At 74.4% G+C, this 15,390-nt stretch carries 15 protein-coding genes; 6 read left to right on the top strand and 9 right to left on the bottom strand.

The features are described from left to right. Positions 1–67: 67 nt before the first annotated feature. The gene (efeB, locus tag ACZ6AQ_RS02050) at positions 68–1,372 is read right to left on the bottom strand and encodes an iron uptake transporter deferrochelatase/peroxidase subunit (RefSeq protein ID WP_468756765.1); all 1,305 of its coding nucleotides are present in this window, start codon (positions 1,370–1,372) and stop codon (positions 68–70) included. Between the two features lie 14 nt (positions 1,373–1,386). Continuing rightward, complete coding sequence (efeO, locus tag ACZ6AQ_RS02045; protein ID WP_468756764.1) at positions 1,387–2,544, bottom strand: iron uptake system protein EfeO; 1,158 nt, start codon at positions 2,542–2,544, stop codon at positions 1,387–1,389. Positions 2,545–2,834: 290 nt separating this feature from the next. On the opposite strand from efeO, the gene ACZ6AQ_RS02040 reads away from it, so the two are divergent. After that, on the top strand, positions 2,835–3,503 hold the full coding sequence (locus ACZ6AQ_RS02040) for a PhzF family phenazine biosynthesis protein (RefSeq protein WP_388696297.1): 669 nt from the start codon (positions 2,835–2,837) through the stop codon (positions 3,501–3,503). An 18-nt stretch (positions 3,504–3,521) separates the two neighbouring features. Here the strand turns inward: ACZ6AQ_RS02040 and ACZ6AQ_RS02035 are convergent, their stop codons facing one another. Then, entirely contained in the window at positions 3,522–4,148 is a 627-nt protein-coding gene (locus tag ACZ6AQ_RS02035) for a biliverdin-producing heme oxygenase (protein ID WP_468757062.1), read from the bottom strand. Between ACZ6AQ_RS02035 and ACZ6AQ_RS02030 the strand changes: the two genes are divergently transcribed. Next, positions 4,096–4,224, top strand: a complete 129-nt coding sequence (locus ACZ6AQ_RS02030; RefSeq protein WP_468757076.1) for a hypothetical protein — start codon at positions 4,096–4,098, stop codon at positions 4,222–4,224. The two genes, ACZ6AQ_RS02035 and ACZ6AQ_RS02030, sit on opposite strands and share 53 nt — an antisense overlap. A 62-nt stretch (positions 4,225–4,286) precedes the next feature. Here the strand turns inward: ACZ6AQ_RS02030 and map are convergent, their stop codons facing one another. Next, positions 4,287–5,144, bottom strand: coding sequence for a type I methionyl aminopeptidase (gene map / locus ACZ6AQ_RS02025; protein WP_468756763.1), 858 nt, complete (start codon positions 5,142–5,144; stop codon positions 4,287–4,289). Between the two features lie 59 nt (positions 5,145–5,203). Here map and ACZ6AQ_RS02020 point away from each other — a divergent pair, with 59 nt between their 5' ends. Beyond that, positions 5,204–5,434 (top strand): hypothetical protein, encoded by a 231-nt coding sequence (locus ACZ6AQ_RS02020; RefSeq protein ID WP_468756761.1) that lies wholly within the window; start codon positions 5,204–5,206, stop codon positions 5,432–5,434. Positions 5,435–5,572: 138 nt separating this feature from the next. Here ACZ6AQ_RS02020 and ACZ6AQ_RS02015 read toward each other — a convergent pair whose 3' ends face one another. Both ACZ6AQ_RS02015 and ACZ6AQ_RS02010 read right to left on the bottom strand, forming a co-directional pair. Beyond that, on the bottom strand, positions 5,573–6,877 hold the full coding sequence (locus ACZ6AQ_RS02015; RefSeq protein WP_468757061.1) for an MFS transporter: 1,305 nt from the start codon (positions 6,875–6,877) through the stop codon (positions 5,573–5,575). Between the two features lie 264 nt (positions 6,878–7,141). Continuing rightward, on the bottom strand, positions 7,142–7,744 hold the full coding sequence (locus ACZ6AQ_RS02010) for a hypothetical protein (protein WP_468756760.1): 603 nt from the start codon (positions 7,742–7,744) through the stop codon (positions 7,142–7,144). 184 nt (positions 7,745–7,928) lie between these two features. On the opposite strand from ACZ6AQ_RS02010, the gene npdG reads away from it, so the two are divergent. Then, positions 7,929–8,687 carry an NADPH-dependent F420 reductase gene (npdG, locus tag ACZ6AQ_RS02005; protein ID WP_468756758.1) on the top strand — a complete coding sequence of 253 codons (759 nt, stop codon included), beginning with the start codon at positions 7,929–7,931 and terminating at the stop codon, positions 8,685–8,687. Between the two features lie 59 nt (positions 8,688–8,746). After that, complete coding sequence (locus tag ACZ6AQ_RS02000; RefSeq protein WP_388696313.1) at positions 8,747–8,983, top strand: hypothetical protein; 237 nt, start codon at positions 8,747–8,749, stop codon at positions 8,981–8,983. A gap of 6 nt (positions 8,984–8,989) precedes the next feature. On the opposite strand, the gene ACZ6AQ_RS01995 is transcribed toward ACZ6AQ_RS02000, so the two are convergent. Then, on the bottom strand, positions 8,990–9,784 hold the full coding sequence (locus ACZ6AQ_RS01995; protein WP_468756757.1) for a site-2 protease family protein: 795 nt from the start codon (positions 9,782–9,784) through the stop codon (positions 8,990–8,992). Between the two features lie 298 nt (positions 9,785–10,082). Here ACZ6AQ_RS01995 and ACZ6AQ_RS01990 point away from each other — a divergent pair, with 298 nt between their 5' ends. Continuing rightward, complete coding sequence (locus ACZ6AQ_RS01990; protein ID WP_468756755.1) at positions 10,083–13,415, top strand: AfsR/SARP family transcriptional regulator; 3,333 nt, start codon at positions 10,083–10,085, stop codon at positions 13,413–13,415. 41 nt (positions 13,416–13,456) lie between these two features. On the opposite strand, the gene ACZ6AQ_RS01985 is transcribed toward ACZ6AQ_RS01990, so the two are convergent. Further along, a complete protein-coding gene (locus tag ACZ6AQ_RS01985) occupies positions 13,457–14,326 on the bottom strand; it encodes an ABC transporter permease (RefSeq protein WP_468756754.1) in 870 nt (289 codons plus the stop codon). Further along, positions 14,323–15,315 (bottom strand): ATP-binding cassette domain-containing protein, encoded by a 993-nt coding sequence (locus tag ACZ6AQ_RS01980; protein ID WP_468756752.1) that lies wholly within the window; start codon positions 15,313–15,315, stop codon positions 14,323–14,325. The genes ACZ6AQ_RS01985 and ACZ6AQ_RS01980 overlap by 4 nt, the downstream gene beginning before the upstream one ends. Positions 15,316–15,390: the final 75 nt, after the last annotated feature.

The following is a 15,390-nucleotide window of genomic DNA, read 5'->3' as shown; positions in this document are numbered from 1 at the left end:
CCGGAGTGGCGCGGACCGGAACGGTACGGGCCGGAACGGTACGGGCCGGGGTGGGCGCGGGCCGGGCTCACGAGAACAGGGCCCGGCCCCACCAGTCGCCGGTGTCCCGGACGCCCGGAGGTATCGCGAACACCGCCGAACCCACGTGCTGGACGTACTCGTTGAGGGCGTCGGAACGGGCCAGCGAGGTCTGCACCGGCAGGAACCCGGTGCGGACGTCCCGCTGGTACGCGAGGAAGAACAGCCCCGCCTCCAGGCGCCCGAGACCGTCCGTGCCGTCCGTGAAGGAGTAGCCCCGGCGCAGCATCGCCGCGCCCCCGTTGCTGTCCGGGTGGGCGAGCCGGACGTGCGCGTCCGGCTTCATCCCCTTCAGGAACGGCTCGTCGTGCTCCTTCGCCCTTCCGGCCGGGGCGCCCTCGCGCTTGTCGCGGCCGAAGACGTCCTCCTGCTCGGCGAGCGAGGTCCGGTCCCAGGTCTCGATGTTCATGCGGATGCGGCGGGCGACGAGGTACGAGCCGCCGGCCATCCAGGCCGCCGGGCCCCGCGCGTCCTTCCCGGAGACCCACACGTGCTCGTCGAGGCGGGCGGTGTCGGTGCCCGCGATGTTGCGGGTGCCGTCCTTGAAGCCGAAGAGGTTGCGCGGGGTCTGGGCGTCCGGGGTCGTCGAGGACGTCTTGCCGAAGCCGAGCTGGGACCAGCGCACCGCGACCCGGCCGAAGCCGATCCGGGCGAGGTTGCGGATGGCGTGCACCGCGACCTGCGGGTCGTCCGCGCACGCCTGGACGCAGAGGTCGCCGCCGCTGCGGGCCGGGTCCAGGTTGTCGCCGGGGAAGCGGGGCAGGTCGATCAGGGCCCCGGGGCGCCTGTCCTTCAGGCCGAAGCGCCCGTCGAAGAGCGAGGGCCCGAAGCCGATCGTGAGGGTGAGCCGGGAGGGCTTGAGGCCGAGGGCCTCGCCGGTGTCGTCCGGCGGGGCCTCCGGCAGACCGCCGTACGCCCCCTCGCCGACCTCGGAGCCGGCCGTCATCCGCTCGGCGGCCCGCGTCCAGTCCTGGAGCAGCCGGACCAGCTCCGCCCGGTCCCGCGTCTTCACGTCGAAGGCCGCGAAGTGCAGCCGGTCCTGCACGGCGGTGGCGATGCCGGCCTGGTGCGGGCCGTGGAAGGGCACGGCCGCACCGCCGTCGGCGACCGGCTCCGCGCCGCCCCCGTCCCGGGCCAGCGCGACGGCGCCACCGGCCGCGGCGGCACCGAGCGCGAGCCCGGCGCCGCCCCATCCGATGACCGTGCGGCGGGAGGGCGCGGCGGTCTCCCGCGCGGCGTCCTCCCGCGCGGCGGCCCTGTCGACCTTGTCGTCCCTTTCAAGGGGTTCGCTCATGTCGGGGCCTCCGGTCACTTGACGACGGCGGCGGCCAGCTTGGAGAGCGGCTCGGCCAGCGCGTTGACGCCGTCCGACAGCTCCTTGCGCTGCTCCTTGCCGACCTTGTCGTACGGGGTGAAGTCGTAGCCGCTCTTGTCCGCGCGGTACTTGTCGAGCAGCGCGTTCAGGGCGGCGAACTGCTTGTCGAGCTCGGCGACCAGCGCGGGGTCGTTCTTCGACGCGACCGGCTTCAGCAGGCCGAAGGACATCTGCGCGCCCTCGACGTTCGCCTTGAAGTCGACCAGGTCGGTGTGGGAGTAGCGCTCCTCCTCGCCCGTGACCTTGCCGCTCGCGACCTCGTCCAGGAGCTCCTTGGCGCCGTTGGCCATGGAGGTCGGGGTGATCTCGGCCCTGCCGACCCGCTTCACCCAGTCCGCGAGGTCCTTGTCCAGGGCGTCCGCGAGCTGCTTCTCCCGGGTGTCGATCTTCTTGTCCTGCCAGAGCGCCTTCTCCAGGCGGTGCCAGCCGGTCCAGTCCTTCGCCGGGTCCTGGCCGTCCTCCAGGCCGTCCTCGCGGACGTCCACCTTGGGGTCGATGTCGCCGAAGGACTCCGCGACCGGCTCGGTGCGCTCCCAGCCGACGCGGGAGAGGGCGTACGCCTTCTTCGCGGCCTCGACGTCCCCGGCGCGGACGGCGTCGGTGAAGACCTTCACCTTGGGGAGGGTCTCCTCGGCCTGCGCCAGGACGTACTGGCGGTAGGCGGCGACGGCCGCGTCCATCTCGGGGGAGCGCCCGGCGGCGGTGGCGGTACCGCCGGTGACCTTGATCTGCTGCCGGATGCCCGCGCCCTTCATGCCGGGCTTGCAGGCGATCGCGTAGTCACCGGGCTTGATCTCGGCGGTGAGCGTGGCGCCGGTGCCGGGGCCGATGTTCTCGCGCTCGGTGACGATCCGGTCGTCCGGGTGGAGGACGTAGACCTCGGTGACCTTGGAGCCCCGGTTCTCGACGGCCAGCTTCACGTGTCCGGCCGGGAACTCCTTCTTCGACACCTCGCAGGAGTCGTCCTTGGCGACGACGGTGATCGCGCCGTCCTTCGCGTCGCCGCCGCCCTTCTCCGCGCAGCCCGTGACGGCGGTCAGGGCCGCGGCGGTCGCTGCGGCGGTGGCGACGGAGAGGCGGACGGCTCGCATGGGGGCTCCAGGGACGGCGGGACGGGGAACTGAGGCGGACCTAACTTAGCGGAGGCTTACCGTGGTCATACCGGTCCGTCCAGTGATCCGGCTCTCATCCCCGGCACATCGGACACGGGGAGGTCACGGGGGTTCCAAGAAGGACTCAGGCCGCGGTCAAGGAAGGGTCAAGGGGGAGGTGACGGGCGGGGTTCCGGTCCGTCGGCGGCGGGCGTCCGGCCGTCGTCCCGCACCCCCCCGTATCCCGGATGCCGCCCTGCCGCCGCGTGACCGGGTGGTTCAATTCCGTCATGAACGCGACCGCCACTGACATCGACGTCCTGCGGGTCTTCTGCGCGGGCGACGGCCGGCACGGGAACGCCCTGGGGGTCGTGCGGGACGCCCGTACCCACCCCGACGAGGCGTCGCGGCAGGCGCTCGCCAAGGAGCTCGGCTTCAGCGAGACGGTGTTCGTGGACGACCCGGAGCGCGGGACCGTCGACATCTACACGCCCGGTCTGCGGCTGCCGTTCGCCGGACATCCGCTCGTCGGCGCGGCCTGGCTCCTCGACCTGGAGGTCGTCCACCCGCCGGCGGGCGAGGTGTGGGTGCGCGGCGACGGGGAGTTCACCTGGATCGAGGCGCGCGCCGAATGGGCCCCGCCCCGCACCCTGCGCCGGTACGCCTCCGCGGCCGAGGTCGAGGCGCTGGAGGTGCCCGAACCCGGCGAGTGGATCTACGCCTGGGCCTGGGAGGAGGAGGCGGCGGGCCGGATCAGGGCGCGGGCCTTCCCGGGGCGCGGCGACGGCATCGACGAGGACGAGGCGACCGGGGCGGCGGCGCTGCTCCTCACGGCGGAGCTGGGGCGGGCCCTGAACATCACGCAGGGCCGGGGTTCGCAGCTGCTCACGGCCCCCGGCCCCGACGGCGTCGTGGAACTCGGCGGGCGTGTCCGCCTGGAGGGCACGCTCACCCGCTGACCCCGCCCCGTACGGGCGTCACGCGCTCAGCGGGAACTCGCTCCCGAGCCGGCGGAGGACCGCGCTGTTGAAGCCGAAGGCGCGCCGGCACTCGTCCACGATCCGCTGCTTCTCCAGGTCGTCGGCGTCCACCCCGTCGAGCAGCTCCCGGTAGGCCCGCTTGAAGGCGGCCGGGTTGGGGATCTCCTCGAAGACGTAGAAGCGGACCCCGTCGCCCCCGCGCGCGAAGCCCCAGGCGCGCTCCGCCCGGTCGCGGATGACCTGGCCGCCCGACAGGTCGCCCAGGTAGCGCGTGTAGTGGTGGGCCACGTAGCCGGCGGGCCAGTCACGGGCGCACTCGGCGATCCGTTCGGCGTACGCCGCGGTGGCCGGCAGCGGTGCGAGGCCGGCCCGCCAGTCCGGGCCCCGCAGATGGGCGAGGTCCCGTTCCAGGGCGGCCGTGCGGAACAGTTCGGGCCGGACGAACGGTCCGGCGACCGGGTCCCCGCGCAGCGCCTCCGCGCCCTCCTCCAGGGCCCGGTAGACGAACCAGAGCTGCTCCGTGTAGCGCGCGTAGGCGTCGACGCCGAGGCGCCCGCCCAGGAGATCGCCCATGAAGGACGACGTCTCCGCTTCGGTGTGCTGGTCCTGCGACGCCGTGCGGATGAGCGTCGAGAAGGGCGTGTCCAAGGCGTACCTCCGGGCCGGGGGACGGGAACCGGTGACGATCCTGCCGACTTAGGCTTGCCTAAGTCAACCAGTTCCCGACGTCCTGTCGGCAAGAAGGGCTACCCGCTTTCCGGGTCAGGGCAACGTCAGGATCTCGGCCCCGGTCTCCGTCACCACGAGGGTGTGCTCGAACTGGGCCGTCCGCTTGCGGTCCTTGGTCACCACGGTCCAGCCGTCGTCCCACATGTCGTAGTCGTGGGTGCCGAGCGTCAGCATCGGCTCGATGGTGAAGGTCATGCCGGGCTGGATGAGGGTCGTGTGGTGCGGGGAGTCGTAGTGCGGCACGATCAGACCGGAGTGGAAGGACGTGTTGATGCCGTGCCCGGTGAAGTCGCGCACGACGCCGTAGCCGAAGCGCTTGGCGTACGACTCGATGACCCGCCCGACGATGTTGATCCGGCGGCCCGGCTTCACCGCCTTGATCGCCCGGTTCAGGGCCTCGCGCGTCCGCTCCACGAGCAGTCGCGACTCCTCGTCCACGTCGCCGCAGAGGTAGGTGGCGTTGTTGTCGCCGTGGACGCCGCCGATGTACGCCGTGACGTCCAGGTTCACGATGTCGCCGTCCCGCAGCACCGTGGAGTCCGGGATGCCGTGGCAGATCACCTCGTTCACCGAGGTGCACAGGGACTTCGGGAACCCGCGGTAACCGAGGGTGGACGGGTAGGCGCCGTGGTCGCACATGTACTCGTGCGCGACCCGGTCGAGCTCGTCGGTGGTCACCCCCGGGGCGATGTGCTGGGCGGCCTCCTCCATCGCCCGCGCGGCGATGCGGCCGGCGACCCGCATCCGCTCGATGGTGTCGGAATCCTGCACCTCGGGACCGGTGTACGGGGCCGGGGCGGGCTTCCCGACGTACTCGGGGCGGCGGATGGAGCCCGGAACGGAGCGGTGGGGGGAGAGTTCCCCCGGTACGAGAAGCGACTGGCCAGACATGCCAGCGAGTGTAACGACCGGGTCCGGGGCACCATGATCTCCGGAGGAAGGAGCCGACGATGGCCCTGTTCAAGAAGCGCACCACGGGCAAACCGGGCGAGTGGTACTACTGCCTGGAGCACAAGAAGGTCGAGGAAGGCCCCGACTGCCCCGCGAAGAACCGTTTCGGCCCGTATCCCAGCCGTGCGGAGGCCGCCCACGCCCTGGAGACCGCCCGCGAGCGGAACCTGGAGTGGGAGACCGACCCGCGCTGGCACGACCGCGCGGGGAAGGACGAGGACCCCGAATAGGACCCGGGGAGGAACCGGGCGGGACCCGAGGAGGACCGAGCAGGAACGGCACGGAGACCCGGGGACCCGGCCCCGGGCCTCCGGGCCGCCCGCGCCGGGGCCCCCGCGTCCGGGGCCGCCCCGGGGCTCCGCGCGGGCTCAGGCGGACCCGGTGCTCTCCGTGCGGGCCTTCTCCGCCGCCGCCTGCTGCGCCCTCCGGCGCAACGAGTCCGCGTCCGTCCCGGAGTCGTACGTCATGAGCTTCGGCAGCGCCAGGCAGAGCAGCCCCACCGAGGCCACGCAGGCCACTCCGCCCGTCCAGATCGCCGTCCGGGTGCCGGTCCAGCCCGCCGTCACGCCCGCCCGCACCTGACCCAGCTGCGGGCCGACGCTGTAGGACAGCACCTCGATGCCGGCGAGCCGGCCACGCAGCTCCTCCGGGATCGTCTGGTTCCAGATGGTGGAGCGGCCCAGACCGCTCAGCATGTCGCCCGCGCCCGCGAAGGCCAGGCACAGCAGCACCAGCCAGACGTTCCCGAACAGGCCGGCCGCCGCGATCGCCAGGCCCCAGACCGCCGCCCCGCCGGCCACCAGCAGGCCGTGCCGCCGCACCTTGGAGGTCCAGCCGCTGGTCAGCCCCAGGACCAGCGAGCCGACCGACCCCGCCGCGTACATCAGGCCGAGCGACCAGTCCGCGTCCAGGTCGTCCGCGAGGAACGGGAAGATCGCGTTCGGGAAGGCGAAGAACATCGCCGCCATGTCGACCGCGTACGTGCCGAGCAGCACGGGCCGCGACCAGGCGTACCGGGCGCCCTCCGCGATGCCCCGCAGCGACGGCTTCTCCGCGTCGTGCGCGGGCGGCGCGGGGGAGAGGCCCCGGCACATCAGGACCGAGACCGCGAAACCGCCCGCCGTCACCGCGTACGCGGGCGCGTGGCCCGCGTACGCCACCACCAGGCCCGCGATCGACGGGCCCGCGATGGCGCCCGTCTGCCAGCGCAGCGAGTTCAGCGCCGCCGCCGCCGTCTGATGCTCGTGCGGCACGATCCGGGCGAACAGCGAGTCGAGCGCGGGCCGCTGGAGCCCCGCGAGCGCCGACACCCCGGCCGCGACCACGTACAGCGGCCAGAGCATCGGCTCCGGCAGCAGCGCGTTGACCAGCAGGACCACGGCGAGCACGCCGAGACCCGCCTCGGTCCACAGGATCACCCGCCGCCGGTCGACCGCGTCCGCGAGCGCCCCGCCGTACAGGCCGAACACCACGAGCGGCACCAGCTCGACCGCGCCCATCGCCCCGACCGCGAGCGGCGAGTCCGTCAGCTCCTTGATCTGCAGCGGCAGGGCGACCATCGCCATGGCGCTGCTGAAGAACGTCACGAGCCCCTGGACCCACAGGAGCCGGAAGTCGCGCGAGGCGCGCCAGGGCGCCAGGTCGGGCAGAACGGCGGAAAGCTTCGAGAGCACGGAGGACACGAGGGGTCATGTTCCGTACGGGAGGTGCCGGAGGCAACCGGATAAGCGGGGAGGTTCCGTACGGGAGGTGCCGGAGGCGACCGGATGAGCGGGGAGGTTCCGATACGGGAGGTGCCGGAGGCGACCGGCCGAAACGGGGAAGGCCCCGTCCGGCGGTCCGTGGAGAGGCCGTGCCGGGTCCCGTCCGGCGGTCCGTGGGGAGACCGTGCCGGGTCCCGTCCGGCGGTCCGTGGGGAGACCGTGCCGGGGCGGGGCCTACCAGCGCGGCGGCGGCGGCGCCGTCAGGCGGTCCGCGAGCTCCGCGAGACGGTCCCGGAGACGGCGGCCGCCGCGGGGCGACGGCACGCTGTTCTCCCCGGCCGCCGCGCTCACCAGGTGCTGCACGGTGTCCAGGTCCACCTCCGCCCCCTCCGCCACCGTCAGCGTCTCGTGCGCGAGCCCCCGCACCTCCGTGTCGCCCCCGTCGAGGGCCAGCACCGTCGCCCCCGCCCGCCGGGCGTCGTGCACCCGCTGGAGCAGCCCCGCGTCCGGCCGCTCCGGGGCCACCACCAGGAGCGTCGCCCCGCGCCCCGCCGTCTCCAGCCGGCCCAGACCGACCGCCAGGTGCGCCGGGGCGCCCGGCCGCACCCGGTGCCGCACCAGCGTCGGCGCCAGCTCCGGAAGCCCCGACCAGGCGGACTCGTCCACCAGGTGCGCCGCCAGGTGCCAGGGCTCGTACTCCTCGGTGCCGACCAGGAGCAGCCCGCCCCGGTGCGCCGTCACCGAGGAACGGAGCGTCCCCGCGAACCGGCGGGCCGCCCCCGGCCACTCCGTCCCGGCGAGCACGTCCCGCAGCAGCGCGACCCGTACGGCGTCCATGCGCCCGCATCCTGCACCACACCGGGCCCGCGCGCGGCCCGATCCCCGAGGGTTCCACCCGTACGGGTCCCACGGGCGCTCCCGCGGTCGCCCCGAGGGCCACGGGGCGTCGCGCGCCCCGGACCCCGGGGATCTCCCGTACGGGTACGACCCGGCCGCCCCGCCGCTGGGTAATGTCGGGTCCATGACTTCGCATCCCCCCAGCGCGCCCCAGGACCCCACCGCCCCCGCCGCCCCCACGGCCTCCGAGGCGCCGCAGCAGGCCAAGGCGCCCAAGGACCCGTGGGACCTCCCCGACGTCTCCCACCTCGTCGTCGGCGTCCTCGGCGGCACCGGCGAACAGGGCCGCGGCCTCGCCCACCGCTTCGCCCGGGCCGACCAGAAGGTGATCATCGGCTCCCGCTCGGCCGAGCGCGCACGGGAGGCGGCCGGGGCGCTGGGCCACGGCGTCGAGGGCGCCGACAACGCCGAGACCGCCCGCCGCAGCGACATCGTGATCGTCGCCGTGCCGTGGGACGGCCACGCGGAGACGCTGGAGTCGCTGCGCGAGGAGCTGGCCGGCAAGCTCGTCGTGGACTGCGTCAACCCCCTCGGCTTCGACAAGAAGGGCGCCTACGCCCTCAGGCCCGAGGAGGGCTCGGCCGCCGAACAGGCCGCCGCGCTCCTCCCCGCCTCCCGGGTCACCGCCGCCTTCCACCACCTCTCCGCCGTCCTCCTCCAGGACGACTCCGTCGAGGAGATCGACACCGACGTGATGGTCCTCGGCGAGGAGCGCGCCGACGTGGAGATCGTCCAGGCCCTCGCCGGCCGCGTCCCCGGCATGCGCGGCGTCTTCGCCGGCCGGCTGCGCAACGCCCACCAGGTCGAGTCGCTCGTCGCCAACCTGATCTCGGTCAACCGCCGTTACAAGGCCCACGCGGGCCTCCGGATCACCGACGTCTGAGGCGGCCGGGGCGGGGCGCGCGAGCGGGAGGGCGAGCCGGAGAACGGAAGCTTCCGGGCATGGGGGACACTGGACGGGCACCGTCAGCCGTACCCGGACAGGAGCCGACCCCCATGCCCCGCCTCGCCCTCTACGCCTCCGTCGTCTGCGTCCTCGCCGTCGTCGCGGCCGTCGTCTCCTTCGTCGAGGGCAGCTTCCTCGGCGTCGTCTGGATCCTCCTCGCCGGCCTCTCCTCCAACATGGCCTGGTACTACCTCCGCCGCGCCAGGGTCGAGAAGGCCGCCGCGCGGGGCTGATCCGCCTCAGACCCCGCAGGACTCCGGCGACCCCTCCCAGAACCGGAACAGCCGCGCGCCGCAGTACCGGCTCGCCTCCGGCACCCCGAGGGCCCGCATCAGCGCGTCGACCGCGTCGAAGAACGCCCCGTTGACCGCCGGGACGAACAGCACGAGGATCACGATGAAGAAGCCGTATGGTGCGTACGGCTCGATCCGCCGCTTCAGGCCGTACGACAGCCAGGGCTCCGCTACCCCGTACCCGTCGAGCCCCGGCACCGGCAGGAAGTTCAGGAGCGCCGCCGTCACCTGGAGGAACGCCAGGAACGCGAGCGCGTAGCGGAAGGCCGGCGGCACGCCGTCCAGCGCGTCCAGCCAGAACGGGGCCGTGCAGACCAGCGCGAAGAGCACGTTGGTCAGGGGACCCGCCGCCGAGACCAGGCTGTGCTTCCAGCGGCTCCCGATCCGGCCCCGGTCGACGAAGACCGCGCCGCCCGGGAGACCGATCCCGCCCATGATCACGAAGAGCACCGGGAGCACGACGCTCAGCACCGCGTGCGTGTACGCCAGCGGGTTCAGGGTCAGGTAGCCCTTGGCGCCCACCGTGACGTCCCCGCCGTACAGGGCCGTCCGGGCGTGCGCGTACTCGTGCAGGCAGAGCGACACCACCCAGGCCGAGGTCACGAAGAGGAAGACCGCCAGACCGGGCAGGGCGGCGAAGTCCGTCCACACCGCCCAGCCGGTGACGGCCATGACGGCGAGGATCGCCAGGAAGACGGGGCTGATCCGCCGCTCGTGGCTCCGGGTGGTGGCCGTGGTCATGATGGGGGCTCCCAAGGGGACGGGGTCGGGGTCGGGGTCGGTGCGGGGTGGTGTGCGGGGAACGTACCGGGGGCGGACCCGGTTCCGGGCCCCGGCTTCCGCCCCGGCCTCCGTCTCCGCCCCCGACGCCCGGCTTTCGCCTGCGGGGCCTGCGTCTCGGCCCTCCCGACGCCCGGCCTCCGCCCCCGGGGCCTGCGTCTCGCCCCCCACACCCGGCCTCCGCCCCCGACACCCGGCTTCCGCCCCCGTTTCCGCTCCCCGCGGAGAGCGGGTTCGCGGACTCACGGAGAATGGGTCCGTGCGCTACTCCGTCCTCGGCCCCACCCTCGCCCACGCGCCCGACGGCACCGGCGTGCCCGTCGGCGGCCCCCGGGTCCGCGCGCTGCTCACCGTCCTCGCCCTGCGGGCGGGCCGCGCCGTGCCCGTGGCGGACCTCGTGGACGAGGTCTGGCACGGCGACGAGCCGCCCGCCGACGCGGTCGCCGCGCTCCAGGCCCTCGTCGGACGGCTGCGCAGGGCCCTCGGCCGGGACCGGGTGGTCTCCGCCGACGGCGGCTACCGGCTCGACGCCCGGCCCGAGGACGTGGACGCCCACCGCTTCGAGCGCCTCACCGCCGGGGGCGTGGCCGCGCTCGGCGCCGGCGACCCGGCCCGCGCCGCCGCCCTCCTCGACGGGGCCCTGGCCCTCTGGCGCGGTCCCGCCCTCGCCGACCTTCCGGACCGGGGCGCGGAGGCCCCCCGCTGGGAGGCCCGCCGTCTCGACGCCCGCCGCGCCCGGCTGGAAGCCGCCCTGGCCCTCGGGGACGCGCCCGCCGCCCTCCCGGGCCTGACCGACCTCTGCGCGTCCCACCCCCTGGACGAGCCCCTCCAGGCCCTCAGGATCCGCGCCCTCCGCGACACCGGCCGGGCGGCCGAGGCCCTCGCCGCCTACGAGGAGGTCCGCCGCGCCCTCGCCCGCCGCCTCGGCACGGACCCGTCCCCGGCCCTGCGGGCCCTCCACGCGGAACTGCTCGCGCCCGCGCCCGTTCCGGAGCCGGAATCCGTACCCGTACCCGCGTCCGCCGCCGCTCCCGCGCCCCTCCCCGCCCCCGCCCCCGTCCCCGGCAACCTGCGCGCGCGGCTCACCAGCTTCGTCGGCCGCGACGAGGAGATCGCCGCCCTCCAGGAGGACCTGCGGACGGCCCGGCTCGTCACCCTGCTCGGCCCCGGCGGTGCCGGGAAGACCCGCCTCTCGCAGGAGGCGGCCGAACGCGGCGCCGGAGCCTGGCCGGACGGCGTCTGGGTCGCCGAACTCGCCCCCGTCACCGCTCCGGAGGCCGTGCCCGAGGCCGTCCTCGCGGCCGTCGGCGCCCGCGAGACCGTCCTGCGCGGCGCGGGAGCCGAGGAGCTGCGGGCCGGGAACGACCCCCTCGCCCGGCTCGTCGAGCACTGCGCCGGCCGCCGGATGCTGCTGCTCCTCGACAACTGCGAGCACGTGGTCGGCGCCGCCGCCGGGCTGGCCGAGACCCTCCTCGCCCGCTGCCCCGGGCTGCGGATCCTGGCGACGAGCCGGGAGCCGCTGGGGGTGCCGGGGGAGGCGGTGCGGCCGCTGGGACCGCTGCCGGCGGGGACGGCGCTGCGGTTGCTGGGGGAGCGGGGCGCGGCGGCGCGGCCGGGGTTCTCGGTGGGGGAGGACCGGGAGGCGGCGGAGGAGGTGTGCCGGCGCCTGGACGGGCTGCCCCTGGCGATCGAACTGGCGGCGGCGCGGCTGCGGATGCTGTCGGTGCGGCAGATCGCGGACCGGCTCGACGACCGCTTCCGGCTGCTGACGGCGGGGGCGCGGACGGTGCTGCCGCGCCAGCAGACGCTGCGGGCGGTGGTGGACTGGTCGTGGGACCTGCTCGACGGGGCGGAGCGGGCGGTGCTGCGGCGCCTCGCGGTGTTCACGGGCGGGTGCGACCTGGCGGCGGCGGAGGCGGTGTGCGCCGGCGACGGCACCGGGGACGTGCTGGACGCCCTGGGCGCGCTGGTCGACAAGTCGCTGGTGGTCGCCTCGCCGGGCGAGGCGGGGATGCGCTACCGGCTGCTCGAAACGGTGGCGGAGTACGCGCGGGAGCGGCTGGAGGAGGCCGGGGAGCGGACCGCGGTGGAGCGGCGGCACCTGACGTACTACCGGGAGCTGGCCCGCCGCACCGACCCCGAGCTGCGCGGGCCGGGGCAGGTCGCCGCCATCGCCCGCTTCGGGGCCGAGTACGGCAACCTCCGCACCGCCCTGCGCCGGGCCGTCGACGCCCGCGACGAGGACGAGGCGCTCGTCCTCGTCCACTGCCTGCTCTGGTACTGGCAGATGCGCGACCTGCGCACCGACGCCCTGTACTGGACCGAGGCCGCCGCGGCCCTCGGACCCGACCCGTTCGCGCCGCCCGCCGCCCCCGTCGTGCCCCTGTACGAGCCGTGCACGGCCGCGCCGCCGCCGCTCTCCGAGGAGCAGCGGTGGGAGGCCCGGCGCGGGGTGAGACTCGTCGAACTGATCAACATGAGCCACCAGACCGGCCGCTGGACCAGCCCCGAGGGCGTGCGGCGGCTGCGCGAGATGACCGCCGTGTACGACCCCGGCCTGCCCCAGTCCTGCCGGCTGCCCGGCACCTACGCCTTCTTCGCGCTCCTCCTCGCCGGGGAGGCCGACCGGCTCGGCGAACTGCTCGACGTCACCGTCGACGCCTGCCGCCGGTACGGCTACGACTGGGACCTCGCCAACGTGCTCCAGCTGCGCGCCAACATGCTCGCCAACCGGGGCGACCGGGCCGCCGAGGCCATCGCCGACGCCGACGAGAGCCTGGAGGTCTTCGTCCGGTTCGGCGACGCCTGGGGCGCGGCCGAGGCGCTCTCCTCCCGCGCGGAGGCCAGGGAACGGCGGCTGGAGTTCGAGGAGGCGGCCGCGGACTTCACCGCCGCCATCGGCTACGCCGAACGGATCGGCGCCCAGGCGCAGGTGCTGCTCCTGCGGGCCCGGTACGCCGGCACGCTCGTCGAGTCCGGCCGGCTCGACGAGGGCGAGGCGATCCTGCGCGAGATCCTGGACGGCGACCACGGCCTGGGCCACGAACCCCGGGTCGGCGCCCGCATGTTCCTCGGCGTGGCGCTCGGCCGCGCGGGGCGCACCGACGAGGCCCGCGAGCACCTCCTGACGCTGCGGAAGGAGTTCGACACCGAGACCCTCGCCCTCTTCGAGGGCTTCACCCTCGGCGGCCTGGGCTGGCTGGACGTCCTGGACGGCCGGTACGGCTCCGGGCTCGTCCTCGCCGCGGAGGCGTACGAGCGCTCTCTGGAGCCGCTGTCCATGATGATCGGCCCGCAGATGCCGGCGGCGCACCTGACCGTCGCCGCCTGGGCGCTCGCGGGGCTCGGCGGACCGGAGGCGCGGACCGGCGCGGTGCTGCTCGGGGCCAGGGACGCGCTGGTCCCGCCGGGGCACCTGCTGTCGCCGGCGGAGCGGGAACAGCTGGAGCGGGCCACCGCCCTGGTCCGGTCCGTGCTCGGCGACGGGGAGTTCGGAGCGGCACGCGCCGAGGGCGGCGGCCTCTCCCCGGAGGAGGCCGCCGCCCTGCTCGGACGCGCCGCCGACGCGATCAGAGGACGCGCCGAGTCCTGACCCCCGGGGGGCCGATCCCCAGGGGGGTTTTCGCCGCCGGTTCAGGTCTTCCTGCGGAACTTGGCGACCGCGAGGGGCGCCGTGACGACCGTGATCAGGACCGACCAGCCGAGCGTCATCCACACCGAGTGGGCGACCGGGCCGCCGTTGACCAGGTTCCGTGCGGCGTCCGCGAGGTTGGAGAGCGGGTTGTAGTCGGTGAAGGTCTCCAGCCAGCCGGGCATCGAGGTCGGCGGGGCGAAGATCGACGAACCGAACTGGAGCGGCATCAGGACCAGCATGGCCATCCCCTGGACGGCCTGCGCCGTCTTCACGGTGAGCCCGAGCAGGATGAAGATCCACATCAGCGAGGCGCCGAAGACCATCGACAGGCCGATCGCGGCGAGGAGGCCGAGGACCGAGGTCTTGATGTCCAGGCCGAGCAGGAAGCCCATGCCGAGCAGGATCGCGGTGGCGACCAGCATCCGGCCCACCTCGACGACGATCTTGGCGATCAGGACGGAGGACCGGGCGATCGGCATCGTCCGGAACCGGTCCATGACCCCCTTCTTGAAGTCGTCGTTGATGCCGACCCCGACGGCCATCGCGATGTTCATGCCCATCATCGCCATCAGACCGGGCGTCACGTAGTTCACGTACGCGTCGTTGTTGCCCTTGCCGGCGATCGCGCCGCCGAAGACGTACACGAACAGCAGGATGAAGATGATCGGCATCAGGACGGCGTCGAACATCGACTCCGGGTCCTGCTTGATCTGGAGGGCGTTGCGGCGGGCCAGGGCGCCGATGTGGCGCAGGTTGGCCCGCAGGCCGATCCGGCCCTCGTCGGGCAGCGTCCGGGCCCGGTCCGCGCCCGTGTCCGGGCCGCCTGCGGGGGACTTGGAGAGCTGGGTGGTCGTGGTGGTGGCGCTCATGCGGCGACCTCCTCGGGAAGCGCGTCGGACGCGGACGTCTTCTGGCCGGTGATCGCCAGGAACACCTCGTCCAGACTGGGCAGGTGGGTGCCGATGTGGGCGATGCCGAAGCCGCGCGCGCCGAGCAGGCCCACGACGGCGGTCAGCTGCTCGTCGGCGAGGATCGGCACGTACAGCGCGCCCTCGTCGGTGACGACGGTCGCGCCGGCGACGCCGTCGAGACCGGTCTCGCGGAGCGCGGCGGCCATGGCGGTCAGGTCGGCCGGGTCCACCGGGCGCACCTTCAGGGTGCGGCCGCCGACCCGGGCCTTGAGGTCGTCCACCTTGCCGTTGGCGATGACCCTGCCGCGGTCGATGACGGTCAGTTCGCTCGCGAGCTGCTCCGCCTCCTCCATGTACTGGGTGGTGAGCAGGACCGTGGCGCCCTCGGAGACCATCCGCTGCACCTCGTCCCAGACCTCGTTGCGGGTGCGGGGGTCGAGACCGGTCGTCGGCTCGTCCAGGTAGAGGACGGCGGGGTTCCCGATCATCGAGGCGGCCAGGTCGAGCCGCCGGCGCATGCCGCCCGAGTAGTTCATCGCGGGCCGCCCGGCGGCCTCGGTGAGGGAGAAGCGCTCCAGGAGCTCGTCGGCACGGCTCCGGGCGTCCTTGCGGGAGAGGTCGAGCAGCCGCCCGATCATGTAGAGGTTCTCCCGGCCGGACAGCTTCTCGTCGACCGAGGCGTACTGGCCGGTGAGGCCGATGGTGCGGCGCAGCTGGCGGGGCTGGCGCACCACGTCGTACCCGGCGACGAAGGCGGTCCCGGCGTCCGGGACGAGCAGGGTGGACAGGCAGCGGACGAGCGTGGTCTTCCCGGCGCCGTTGGGGCCGAGCACCCCGAGGACCGTGCCCTCCCGGACGTCCAGGTCGACCCCGTCGAGGGCCTTCGTCCCGCCGAAGTGCTTCACGAGGCCCCGGACCTCGACGGCGTTGGTGTGTGATCGCGTCATGTCCCTCAGGAAACAGGACGCCACCGACAGTCCCCCGACAGACGGCCGACAGCCCGCCGACGGGACTGTCGGCGG

Source organism: Streptomyces sp. NPDC041191 (genome assembly GCF_055591945.1).
The sequence above is the reverse complement of the archived record's forward strand: the minus strand, read 5'-3'. Positions and strand labels throughout refer to the sequence as shown.